General features: G+C 56.2%; 11 protein-coding genes, 1 tRNA gene and 1 pseudogene. 1 reads left to right on the plus strand and 12 read right to left on the minus strand.

Annotated features, from left to right (window positions below):
* Nucleotides 1-989 precede the first annotated feature (989 nt).
* Nucleotides 990-1,059: transfer RNA gene (locus tag Fuma_RS35095), tRNA-Trp, on the plus strand.
* A gap of 96 nt (nucleotides 1,060-1,155) precedes the next feature.
* Here the strand turns inward: Fuma_RS35095 and Fuma_RS22425 are convergent.
* From Fuma_RS22425 to Fuma_RS22465, 12 genes and pseudogenes are all read right to left on the minus strand, one after another.
* Nucleotides 1,156-1,968 carry a formylmethanofuran dehydrogenase subunit C gene (locus Fuma_RS22425; protein ID WP_077026083.1) on the minus strand — a complete coding sequence of 271 codons (813 nt, stop codon included), beginning with the start codon at nucleotides 1,966-1,968 and terminating at the stop codon, nucleotides 1,156-1,158.
* Between the two features lie 97 nt (nucleotides 1,969-2,065).
* Nucleotides 2,066-3,700, minus strand: coding sequence for a formylmethanofuran dehydrogenase subunit A (locus Fuma_RS22430; RefSeq protein ID WP_077026084.1), 1,635 nt, complete (start codon nucleotides 3,698-3,700; stop codon nucleotides 2,066-2,068).
* Between the two features lie 318 nt (nucleotides 3,701-4,018).
* Nucleotides 4,019-5,047: a calcium/sodium antiporter gene (locus Fuma_RS22435; RefSeq protein ID WP_077026085.1), complete on the minus strand. Its 1,029-nt coding sequence runs from the start codon at nucleotides 5,045-5,047 to the stop codon at nucleotides 4,019-4,021.
* Between the two features lie 162 nt (nucleotides 5,048-5,209).
* Complete coding sequence (locus tag Fuma_RS22440) at nucleotides 5,210-5,779, minus strand: hypothetical protein (protein WP_145944311.1); 570 nt, start codon at nucleotides 5,777-5,779, stop codon at nucleotides 5,210-5,212.
* Nucleotides 5,780-5,951: 172 nt separating this feature from the next.
* A complete protein-coding gene (locus Fuma_RS22445; protein ID WP_077026087.1) occupies nucleotides 5,952-6,545 on the minus strand; it encodes a hypothetical protein in 594 nt (197 codons plus the stop codon).
* Between the two features lie 224 nt (nucleotides 6,546-6,769).
* Nucleotides 6,770-7,750, minus strand: a pseudogene (locus tag Fuma_RS22450) (formylmethanofuran dehydrogenase subunit B); the annotation flags it as partial.
* A 12-nt stretch (nucleotides 7,751-7,762) separates the two neighbouring features.
* Entirely contained in the window at nucleotides 7,763-8,110 is a 348-nt protein-coding gene (locus Fuma_RS34355) for a hypothetical protein (RefSeq protein ID WP_083732244.1), read from the minus strand.
* A 138-nt stretch (nucleotides 8,111-8,248) separates the two neighbouring features.
* Nucleotides 8,249-8,413 (minus strand): hypothetical protein, encoded by a 165-nt coding sequence (locus Fuma_RS35410; protein WP_158521099.1) that lies wholly within the window; start codon nucleotides 8,411-8,413, stop codon nucleotides 8,249-8,251.
* A gap of 95 nt (nucleotides 8,414-8,508) precedes the next feature.
* Entirely contained in the window at nucleotides 8,509-8,841 is a 333-nt protein-coding gene (locus Fuma_RS22455) for a molybdopterin dinucleotide binding domain-containing protein (protein WP_077026088.1), read from the minus strand.
* A 27-nt stretch (nucleotides 8,842-8,868) separates the two neighbouring features.
* Nucleotides 8,869-10,008 carry a trans-sulfuration enzyme family protein gene (locus Fuma_RS22460; protein WP_077026089.1) on the minus strand — a complete coding sequence of 380 codons (1,140 nt, stop codon included), beginning with the start codon at nucleotides 10,006-10,008 and terminating at the stop codon, nucleotides 8,869-8,871.
* Nucleotides 10,009-10,147: 139 nt separating this feature from the next.
* Complete coding sequence (locus tag Fuma_RS35605; protein ID WP_169929132.1) at nucleotides 10,148-10,324, minus strand: DUF6800 family protein; 177 nt, start codon at nucleotides 10,322-10,324, stop codon at nucleotides 10,148-10,150.
* A 236-nt stretch (nucleotides 10,325-10,560) separates the two neighbouring features.
* Entirely contained in the window at nucleotides 10,561-12,099 is a 1,539-nt protein-coding gene (locus Fuma_RS22465) for a YifB family Mg chelatase-like AAA ATPase (protein ID WP_077026090.1), read from the minus strand.
* Nucleotides 12,100-12,210 lie beyond the last annotated feature (111 nt).

The following is a 12,210-nucleotide window of genomic DNA, read 5'->3' on the forward strand; positions in this document are numbered from 1 at the left end:
AAGCCGACCGGGTAGGGGTGAAAATTCTGAGCATCTGCAAACGCGGAGTACGCTCTTCAGCCGCGCATTTGTTGTGGCGAAAACAGGTAGGGGGGGGATCAACTGCGAACCGCAGAAGTTCCAGCCGACGTGACTTCCATTTTCGTCACGGGTCCTTCGTCCGCCCCGACGGTCCACGCGGTTTATCTTTCGCGGTTTTTGGGCGCTTCCACAGTTCTGAAATCCGCTCTTCCTCCCTTCCGCTTGTGGCTTCGGCAGCGTCCCAACAATGACGAAAGAAAGTGTGTCTGGAACCTCCCCTGTTCCCGATGAGGGCCATATTTTAAAAGTCGCCAGAAGGACCCGCGATACCCCCCCCCCTCTCGAAATAGGCAGAGTTTCACGCGCGCCTTCCTACGTGGTTTCCGGCCAATCCGCCCACAGAAAAATGGCCCCTCCCCCCGACTGTGAACCGGCCGGCGGCAATCCGGACAAAAGGGCAACGTTTTCCGGGTGACCCCCTCCCCCGAATTCCCCGGAAATTCACAGCAGCCGGACGTGGTTTCCTGCCCGTTCATGGCGTCAGAAAATCACCCCTTTACCCCTTCGAGCTCAACCCCAGCTTCAGCCAGGATCCGGCACCGCTGACTGTCCGACAGCCCCTCCCATCGATCAATCAGGGCGAGCAGTGACGCATCAACTGCACCACTGGGCGCACCACCAATTTCAGAAACAGCCGTTTCCCCAAGGTCTGAAGCCGATGTCCCGAGTCTCTCCGGTGCTATTTGGTGAATTCGGAAGGTAGCCAGATACTGGTTGGCCGGACCGCATTGCTAACGCGTGTGCCTGAACAGGCGTGAGGGTTCGAATCCCATGCCTTCCGCTTTGCTCACAGCGAATCTCGCTGACTTGTGGCCGCGGAGCAAGCTTTTCGAACGATGGAGGCTGTTTTCCACGAGCCCTAACTGTCCACAACAAAATGGAAACTGCTCTAACCATCACGACTACACAGCGGTGTGCTCATGGGAGAGCCGACAGTCTCCAAAGCTGTCTCACGAGGTTCGAATCCTCGCACCGTTGCCTGCCGTTAAGACAATTTTACTCGCACGGTTTCACGGCGCGTTGCAGTTCGCTGTGGGAAGTCCGGGAGTTCCGCCTTAGAACAACCTTCATGTTCTATGCTGGCTGCCAGACTAAAATCTCACCCTTGCCGGGCACGGACAGGTCACCGGCGTACCGCTGATACGAACCTTCGCTGGCGGCGAAGGGCAGGGCGATGCCGTGCTGCTGTAGCTGTTTGGAATACACGTTTAGGAACGTGGGATTGAATTCGTTGGATTCGGCGAACGTGGGCATCAGTTGCAGCGGTTTCATGGAAATGATGGTGCCGCGATTCATCCATGCTCCGGTGCGAATTTCGGCGCCGTCCTGCAGGATGATCGTGCCGCCTTTCATTTGCAGGCCGCAAAAATCGCGAGCGATTCCGCCGAGTACGATCGTGCCGCGCCGCATTCTCATGCCGACTTCCAGACCGGCCGAACCGTCGACGATAATCAGGCCATTCTTCATGCCCGCCAAAGAACCACGGTAAGCGGCCCCAATTTGCCCGCCGACGTTACCGTGCACGTGGATGAAGCCGTTCTTCATTTCGGCACCGATCCAGTCACTCGCATCACCGTGCACTTCAATGCGGCCACCTCTCATGTAGGCTCCCAGATGCATCCCTACCTTACCGTGAACGGTAATACTGCCGCGACTCATCGCTCGACCAATCCAGCGAACCTTGTTCAGGTCACCGTGCAGGACAAGGTCTTCACTGCGTTCGCCGTCGACGTCAAAAAATTCGTCCAACGGAACCTGACGTTTGCCATGGTATACGGTGAGTGCTCGAATTTCCGCGTTGGACAATTCGCAAAGTGCGTCTGGTGACAGCACTTCAGATTCCAAAGGAACGGCGGGCGGTTGTTTAAGAGTGAGGATGATGGTCATTGCGGGAACGCGGAAAATTGAAAGCGGAAAGCCGGAGAAAGCAATGTTCGCATGGGAACGGCTTTCCGCTTTCCGCCCTCCGCGTTGGTTCGTTTGGCTATTGGGTTTTGAGTTCCGTCATGTCCGGATTTTCAATTCGTTCCAATTCGACCGGGTAGTTTTCAAACTGCATTGTGTAGCAGTCTTCAAACAGCGGACGCATGAAGTCGTCAGTCTCCGGCGCGTAGTCCGGCTTTACCAGAAACTCGCGACCATGAGGCGTCTCGCGGATGTCTCCGTCTTCGATCACAACTTCACCCGCTTTGATCACATAGCGAGGATGGCTGAACATTCGAGCTACGTCGTCTTCCTCTTCGTAGATCACAATGTCCGCGTCACAGCCGACGCCAAGGTTCCCCTTCTTTGTTAAGCCGAGGGCTCGTGCCGGTCCCGCAGACATCGACGTGGCAACTTCGTACAGCGTGTATTCACGATCGATTTCGGGCAGCGTAATTTTGCCTTTGATTTTGTCCGGCAGTTTGGCGATGCATTCCTGGCGGAAGTCGGCACACATAAGTAGCTGGATAATTTCCGGATAGCGCCAGAAGCAACCGCCGTTGGGATGATCAGTCGACAGGAACACCTGCCACGGATTTTTAATCAGCAGCATTAATTCCAGCCCACTGGCCCACTGCACGGCATTCACCAGATTGCTGGGACGATAGGTGTAGGGCACGATGCCGCAGCCGGTTTCGTTTTCGACATCCAGGTTACCCCACTTCCGGCCCGTTAGCTTGTACAGCAAATGCTGCCACGGCCCGTCGGCGGTGATGGTGACCGTGTCGCCAAACAACACAGCGCCGGCATCCGTGGTGATGTTGGGGTGAGTGTTAAAGTAATCGGCGAGCTGCGAAGTGGCGGAACACATGGTTTCCCAGCCGTCGCCGCCGTAAGCGTGGTACTGCGAATGAGCGATGTGGGCTCGATGCCCTTCCAGATGCTTGAGTGTATCCAGTGTGGTGGAAATGTTTCCGGGGGCCCCGAGGTTATTGCAGTGCAGGTGCATCGGATGAGGCAACTGTAGATCGTCGCAGATCGTTGCCAGCATCGTGACAATCTTGCCCGGCGTCAGGTTGTCGTAGCCAGCGATCGGATCGGTTAACTGGCTGGCATTCTGGCCCCACTTCCATGCAGTCACTCCGCCTGGATTGACGGCCTTCACACCGTACGACTTCGCTGCCCACAGATACCATGCGACAACGTTGCGAGCTCGCTCCATTTCGCCCGCCTGCATCTGGTCGAGCATGATTTCGTTGTTGGCCATCAACGTCAGCGACGCCTTGTCCACGATCGGAATGTCGGCCAGTTCTTCGTGGGTATGCCTGGCAGACAACACAGGCACCGCTGCTTCGTTCACAGTCGTGAATCCCATACCAGCGTAAAGATAGCCGGTAGCGAACGTCGTGGGCGCCATGCCTCCCAAACCGCTGCGGCGACTTTGCGTGCGGATGAACGCTTGCGTGCGGCGATGGTCTTCCGGCGTCATGGCTCGTGCAAAGTTCATCGCTCCACCGGCCACGTGAGTGTGCACGTCGACACCACCGGGAAAGATGATCATTCCAGAGGCGTCGATCGTCCTGCCGCCGTCAACCGAATCCACAATTCGGCCGTGGTCGTCGATGCAGATATCTTTGATCTGGCCGTTGATTTCGTTTGCGGGGTCGTAGACTTTGCCGCCGGTAATTTTCAGCATGAGAAACAAGTGACCAAAAGAGAATTAACGACGTTCCGAGGAAGTTTTTTCCCTGCGGAAGTGGAAAGAGTAGACTCTACAGCGAGAACTTTCAAAGCCCTTTGCTGTGAGGTGAAGAAATGAGTGTTTCCGCATCAGCATAGCAGCCGCTGGCTTAAGACGTGGGGTTGGCCAATGTCTTTGTCGCACTGGGCGCACAGCCAGAGGCGAGGCCGAATCCAGGGATGAAGACCACGGTCTGCCCCAATGAAATGCTCACACAAGCTGACTTGCCGTCGTCACATCGGTCCAGGGCGCGACGAGACCGTAAAGCAGTGATTAAGACACCGGCAGAGAATTGCTTCTGGTCGCCATCAGCAGTAGCGCTGCCAGATAGGCTACGCCGGATCCCACAAACAAAGCGCCTTCCCAGCGATTGATGCGGTGACCAGTAAAAAACACCGGTAGACATGCCGCGGCAACAAGGACCATCACCGGGATATCAAACTGGAGCGACTGCTCGCCGACGGGAATTCCAATGGGCGACACGGCCGCCGATAGCCCCAAAACGACCAGCAGATTGAAGATATTGCTGCCGACAATGTTTCCGACCGCGATGTCACGCTCGCCTCGATACGCGGCGACAATGGACGTCGCAAGTTCCGGCAGCGAGGTGCCACCCGCGACAATCGTCAACCCGATCACGAGTTCGCTGATGTTCATCCGTCGAGCAACCACGGTGGCCCCATCCACCAGCCAGCCAGCTCCCAGCACCAAAAACACCAGGCCGGTGGCAATCAGCGCGAGTTGCCGGAAAAAGCCTGCCCAACCAGAAGTTCGGCCGATCGTGGAATCGCCGATGGCTGCGCTGCCGAATGCGTTGTCATGTTCGTGCGGCCCATGTTCGCGCGGCACACGAATCGATTCTCGCCGCCCCACAACGATGCACCAGGTTGTGTGACAGAGGGCTCCCACAAACAGCCACGAACCTTCGACACGATCCACCGTCCCATCGACGGCCAACCACCACGTCAGCAGCGACGCACCAATCATGATGGGCACGTCGTAACGAATCAGCTTTGAATCCACCACCAATGGAATCACCAACGCCGACAGGCCAAGGATGAACAGCACATTGTAGATATTGCTGCCCACGATGTTGCCCACCGCAATATCAACTCGACCGGCAACGGCCGACTTTATGCTGACGGCTAGTTCCGGAGCACTCGTGCCAAACGCCACAACGGTCAGGCCGACAACCAAAGATGAAATTCCAAATTGAGAAGCAAGCTTTGAAGCTCCGCGCACCAGCACGTCGGCCCCAACGACCAATGTGATCAGCCCTGCGACGATTAACAGTAATTCCATATCGGTTCATTCAAAATGAAAATTTAGCAATGACCGAATGATCGCTGCCGCAGGGAAGGATTACCAGAAAGCCGAACGCTCAAGGACGGGCGTTCGGTCTCTGGCGATGAACACCGAAGACCTTGCCGATACTGCGCGACAAGGTCAGAACAGGTGATGCTCTCAGGCGACGTGCTGCTTTGCCTGCCTGGCTGAGGGCAGGGCCGTTGGAACTGCGGCGGGATTGAGTGCCATGGGGTCCACGATGTCCCCAGGTGCGAACTCGAGCGGAACGGGACCGTCTGGAGCGACGCCTAACTTCCAGTTCAGCCGCTGCCACCACGGAAGTCGACGTTCCCAGCTACGAATGGCTTCGCGCAATCGGAGCACCGACGGATGGTTCTTTTCTCGAATATCGGCCAGAACACTGGTCGCTCCCTGCGGGCGACCAAACAACAGCAACGACGTTGCGTAGTTGGTCTGGTAATAGACAGGTGCCCCCGGTTTCAGCCAGGTGCAACCGGGAGCCAAAGCCAAAGTCCGCAGCAAACCTACTGCGGCTTCGATCTGACCGGTACGCATCATCAAGACGCCTCGCGCGTTGCGAATTTCATCTGACTGACGACTGGCGTCCGCCAGCAGTTGGCGAGCATCATCAAATTTTTCGAGATCCGCCAGCTGAGCCACTTTCAACAAAAGTGGAGCCGGAGTTGGAACCTGGGCCGTGGAGCTCAAGGAAGATTGTTGGTTCATGTGATCACCTTTATCGTTTGCCCGAAGACTGCTGAAGCGCAGACCGCGAGTCGCTGTGTGAATTGCCAAACTAGCGCGCAGACTGATGCCGCTAGTGTTGCCGAAGAAAAGCCAGACACGAGAGCGTGTCGGCTGGACAAGTGAACGCAGGATTGAAGCGGTTCCTGGGTTCTTACTGTCGAAGCAAAACGCCCAGAACGAGCAGATCCGGACTGGTCGAAACCGGCGTTGCGTGAGGCCCCCAGGCCTGAGCCATTCTTCGCAGCAGTGTTCGAGCAACCGCACTCGCATGACGATGGCGGTCCACGAGAATCTGGAATCCGGCGTGACAAGACACCAATTCAGGGCCGCCAGATCCTTGCCAGAAGGCGACTGGGGCGGAGGTCGGCAAGGTGACGCTTAGAACAGTTTCCCTGTTGTTGGGGACGGTTCGGGCTTGTGGGAAACAGCCTTCGTCGTCTGAAACGCCTGTTCCGCAGCCAGAGGTCAGCCAGACTCGCTGTAGCTGCGTGGCGGAAGACGAATCGACGTCAATCCCTGACGCTCCTACATCAGATCGCGAGCCGACAAGACTCACAGCGTCCACCGCCGTGACGTGATCAATCGTCGGCTGCTGACTCTGCCCTGGCGGGTAAACGCCAGCAACAACCAGCGACAAAGCAATCAGTAGCAAGCACGAAGCACCGCAAAGTGAATGGGCCAGAACGCGTTCCGACCAATTCCTGCTGTGCTGAGCCGACAGATCTGTATCGACAACGTGTGCCAAAGTGCATTTCCATGCGGAAACAGTTGAGGTTCCATTTCATGAGATGATGGAACATTTCTCGGCCGCAAAGCCTCGACGAATCCAATTATCGCACCGGAAGAAATCTCGGCAAGAGAGCCATTCCAGAATTTCCAGGGGCAGCAGTACGAGACTTCGACCAATGTCGGCAGCCAACCTGCCAGCCTGCTGAATCGGGACGGCCCAATTTAGCAAGTGCCCGAATCTCACACCTGACATTCAATCATCTGCGGCTGGCTTCCGTCCGGCAACCAAAACGGTTTTTCGGAAATCGCCTGGTTGATGCGTCGCACGACTTCTTCATCCGACGGATATGGCGACTTCAAAGCCGGCTTCAATGGCAGCGGAAGTTCGTCCATGCGATAGGCCGTTCCTGGAGCCGCGATTCCCTGAGGCGCCGTGGTGATGTGGACTCGAGCCAGCTTGCTGGTGTGCGTAATGTGCGGATCGAGACAGATTGTGGGAATGCGTTTGAGGTGATCGATGGCCGGTTGAGGCATCGTCGCGCCGGGATCGGCTCCGATGATGAATGCCGCATCGCAGTCGCCTCGAACAAGTACATCCACCGTTGAGAACTCGCCCGGATTGTAACGCGGGTAGCCTCTGTTGAAGGTAATGCCAAACGGATAGCCCGTCTGCCAACGCATGATGACGTCGGCACCGGTCACGTTGCCGTGCCCACGCATCGGCATCGCAACGAACTTGGTGAAGGCGTTCATCTCCGCGGCCAACGTCAACAGCGCGGCGCTGTTCATGTGCTTTCCGCGAGTCATCGACAGGCCCATGCCAAAGAAGAAGCAACCAAATTTGGCCGACTTCATGCGATGCACAAGATCGTTGAGCCCTTCGCGAGTCATGCCGGTTTCTTCGATCTGAGCGTCGCCAACCGGCTGATCCTTGATCAGCGCGCGCAGGATGGTGATCAGTTCGAAGTCTTTGCCTGGTCGCACCTGCAAAAAGATGTCGGCCGCCTTCGCGCTTTTGGTTTCGCGAATGTCCACGAGCACCATCGTGCGGTCCTTGCGCCCGCGCGGCAGAAACTTTGACTTCTGCATGATGGTGTACTTCGTGAAGTGGCGAGGATGGCATTCGGCCGGGTTGCCTCCCCAATACACGATGAAGTCGGCTCGTTGTTTCACTTCGCCGAGTGTGCAGGTAACTTTACCACCCAACTGGGCGGCGATTTCGGTGGGACCGTGTCACAATGAGGTATGGCTGTCCAACAGCCCTCCCAGTTGATCGGCCATCGCGACGCACTCTTTCTGAGCTTCACATGTGGTGTTGCTCATACCATACACAAGCGGCATGTCCGCTTCATGCAGCAGCGTGGCAGCCATCTGAATAGCTTCTTCGACGGTCGCTTCTTTGCCATCGATTAAAGCGTGCGGGTATTTTTCTTCCGCTGTGTGATTCAGAAACCACGCCGTGCCGAGCACACAGGCTTTTTTGGCCTCGTGGATGCGAACTTCATCGTGGTGCAGTTGAATGTCATCGCACACACAGCCACAGAACGTGCATGTGGCGTTGTCAATTATCTGAAGAGTCATATTCAAGAGCCGAATCGAGAAAGCGGAAAGCTGACGAGTCAGACGCAGGTTGGTGCGACGGCGGATTTCCGCGTTCCACCGCCCTCCGCTTTATTCTTCGCAAGTGCCGTCTGAACCAGACGACGGAACGGTAAACGTTCAGCCAAGCGCCCGGCCACGACCGCTGCCGCGAACTCGGCGAGGCATGAAGCGACCCTCTTCGATCTCAGTCCAACCCTGCACGTTTTCGGCCGAGTCGCCGTCGGTGCAGAAGTGCGGACTTTCCGGGCCGGTCAGTTTTTCTGGTGTGGGTTGTTCGGACATTGTCTCTGAAATCTGAAATTCAAAATTTCTGTTTGCGACTGTGAAAGGTTCAAGAGCAGTCTAATCCGCTTCCGGCTTTCCGCCCTTGATTTTTCCTAAACCGGCACGACTTCCACTTCCCAGCCCTTCGACATTGGCATCCCCGTTCCTCCGGTATCGCCACCCATCAGTTTACACGTTGGGGGGCCATAGGGAATGTAAATCATGCCTTTGGGTTCTTTTCCCGATTTGCACTTAAACTGAGCTTCGCCGAATTCCGTGCGAACGATCGCCATTTGCCCTTCGGCCAAACCGATTTCCGCCATATCGCCGGGTTCCATCGTCATGGAATTCGTCAGAGCGATATATTCTTCGGACTCCTTGCCGACATTGATGAGCGTTCCCTGTTTGGCGGAACGCGATGAGTTCAGGATAAATGTTCGCGACATAGTTTTCCGTCAGCAAGGTTTTAAACGCTACGAATCCAGAGCCTGCTTTAAATCTTCGATCAAATCATCAGCGTGTTCCAGTCCGACGGAGACCCGCACCGTTTTTTCCGTGATTCCCGCAGCCTGACGACCTTCAGGTGACATCGATGCGTGACTCATGGTAACCGGAAACGAAATCAGGCTTTCCACGCCACCGAGAGATTCCGCCACATCGAACAGCTTTGAATTCATGCAAACCCGTTCGGCAACCGGCCGTCCATCCTTCACGTCGAAACTCAACATCGCCCCAAACCCCTGTTGCTGCGACTTTGCCAGTTCATGCTGCGGATGAGATTCCAGGCCCGGATAGTACACTGTTTCAACCAATGGATGGCCGTCCAGAAAGCGAGCGATCTTCATGGCGTTTGCCTGTTGAGCATCCATGCGGCAGCCAAGCGTTTTGACACCACGAAGCACCAGCCATGCATCGTAGGGCGAACACGCCAAACCCAAAGCGTTGCAGATCCACGCCATGCGGTCGCCAAGTTCTTTGTCTTTGGAAATCACCGCTCCGCCGACCACGTCTGAATGACCGTTGATGTACTTGGTCGTGGAGTGCATAACAACGTCCACACCAAATTCGAGAGGGCGCTGTAGATAAGGGGACAGAAACGTGTTGTCACATATCGTGACGGCTTTGTTCTGTTTGGCGATCTCAACAATCGCCGCAAGATCGATGACCTTCATCATCGGGTTGCTGGGAGTTTCGATCCAGAAACCCTTGGTCGCGGGTTGGACGGCCGCTTTCACAGCGTCGATGTCCGTCATGTCGACAAACGTGAACGACAGTCCCTTTTCAGTCAGAAACTGGCTGAACAGCCTGAAAGTGCCGCCGTAAACATCCGCGGGCACGACGATGTGATCGCCCGGGTTAAAAATCGCCATCGCGCAATGAACGGCCGACATACCAGTGGACGTCGTCACGCAGCCAACGCCGCCTTCCAGTGCCGCCAGATTTTCGTTCAAGGCGTCTCGAGTCGGATTGCCGGACCGCGTGTAGTCGTAGCCCGAATTCGTTTCCAGGTCGTTCCAGTAGAACGTGGAACTCGGGTAAATGGGCGTAATAACGCTGTTGTATTGCTGATCTTTGTGGACGCCCGTGTGGACGACCTTCGTTTCGAATCTCATAGTCTGACTTTCGAGTATTTTTCCCGAACCGCAAGCCAAGCGTCGGTTTGGATGCGGCGCATACAAAAACGACGAGGTCCGGGCGGAACTCGCCGTCGTGCGTTTCGTGAGTTTTCGTGAGTTTTCGAAACCGCGAAAGCTACTCGGCTTTCGCAGGTTCCAGGTCCACGAAGGAACTCATGCGGCGTGCTTTCGCCAGCAATTCAGCTTTTTCGGTTTCCGAAGTGGCTGCCGCATACTTAACGCGAAGTTTCTTCAGCTGGCCGCGACGCTTACGTCGTCGAGCAATCTCACGATCTCGTTCTACTCGTCCCATTATTTCGTTCACTCTTCGGGCGGGGAAGCCCCCGCAGGCTATTCGAGCTGACGCTCAGAAAATTGTTGTCTGCTGTCTTTGTTTGCTGGTTAAAAGTCGGCGTAAAACGCTCACCAGCAGGCATATCGAACCGCGTAGGGTACTGTGAGCTGCGTTTAAGTCAATGCGACCCTATTTCACACTGCGTAATTATCGACTGACCGCAAGTGAAACCGCAGCCCTTATTTGCCACAACTCTATTGCTGCCAGTAACTTCTGTCCAAAGTTCGATAATTGATCGCTTCCGACAAGTGGTGTTCTCGAATTTCGTCATCATCGGCGAGATCGGCCAGAGTGCGGCCAATTCGCAGGATCTTGTCGTGAGCACGCGCTGAAAGCCCCATATCTTCCATCGCCCCGTGCAACAGTTGTTCGGCGGGCTTATCCAGCTTGCAGAACTTGCGAATCTCCGGTGGCTTCATCTTCCCATTCACGGTGGTCCGCACGTTCTTAAAACGCTTACGCTGCCGGTCGCGAGCCGCCACCACAGCTTCCCGCATGCTCGCGCTGGACGTGCCGTCCGTTTCGCCAGCCAATTCGCGAAACGGCACTGGCGGCACTTCGATATGAATATCGATCCGATCGAGCAGCGGGCCACTGATACGACTTAAGTACCGCTCAATCTGCATCGGCGTGCAGCTGCACTGACGTTTCGGGTCGCCGCGAAAACCGCAAGGGCAGGGGTTCATCGCCGCCACCAGCATAATGTTGGCCGGAAAAGTCACGCTGCCCATTGCTCGTGAAATTGTGACGCACAGATCTTCCAGCGGCTGCCGCAACACTTCCAAAGTGCGGCGGTTGAATTCGGGCAGTTCGTCCAGAAAAAGCATGCCGTGGTGCGAAAGGCTGATTTCACCTGGTTGAGGAATGCTGCCACCGCCGACAAGACCCGCTTCGGAAATCGTGTGGTGAGGCGACCGGAACGGTCGTTTCAGCATCAGCGGCTGGCCTGGCTCCAGCCGACCGACTGCGCTGTAGATCTGAGTCGTTTCCAAGCTCTCTTCGCGTTCAAGTTCGGGCAGAATGGTGCCCAATCGCTGGGAAAGCAGCGTTTTTCCAGTCCCTGGTGAACCGATCATCAAAATATGATGGTTTCCAGCGGCCGCGACCGTGAGAGCCCGCTTGGCCATTTCCTGACCTTTAACGTCGACGTAATCGACCTCATAGACGCCGAAGGCCGTGCGAGCGTTGTCCCAGCTGAATACGACCGGTTCCAGCGGCAGATTGCCGGTGAGGAACCCGACCGCCTCTGCCAGAATGCCCACGGAAATCACGTCGATCCCCTCAACCACCGCGGCTTCCATCGCGTTGGCGGCTGGTACCACGATGTGCGACTTACCCGCGTCGCGAGCCGCAATTGCCATTGAGAGTGCTCCGCGAATAGGCCGCAGGCTACCGTCCAGAGCTAGTTCCCCGACGTAGACGGCATCGATTTCGGGATTCGCTTCGACCTGGCCGTCGGAAACCAGCAACCCAAGCGCAATTGGGAGATCCAGCGACGCCGCGTCTTTGGGTAAGTCGGCCGGGCTAAGATTGATGACGACTCGATCCATCGGCCGTCCATATCCGCTGTTCACGAGCGCTCGTTCGATACGGTGAGTGCTCTCTTTAACAGCGGCTTCGGCAAGCCCAACCAGAATGGTTTTCGGAACGGCCCCCGGCGAAATGTCGACTTCGACCTCGACCGGCATGGCTTCAATACCGAGAAGCGTGTAGGTCGCGAGGCGTGACAACATTACCGATTTCTCCAGACGATTCAGCAGGGTGTGAGGTTAGTCTGACGCTGAAGACGGTTTCGTTCAAATCCGGAAGCTCAACCATTGGTGGCTTTTAGAAAGACGATTCGG

Source organism: Fuerstiella marisgermanici, from assembly GCF_001983935.1.
Taxonomy (GTDB): Bacteria; Planctomycetota; Planctomycetia; order Planctomycetales; family Planctomycetaceae; genus Fuerstiella; species Fuerstiella marisgermanici.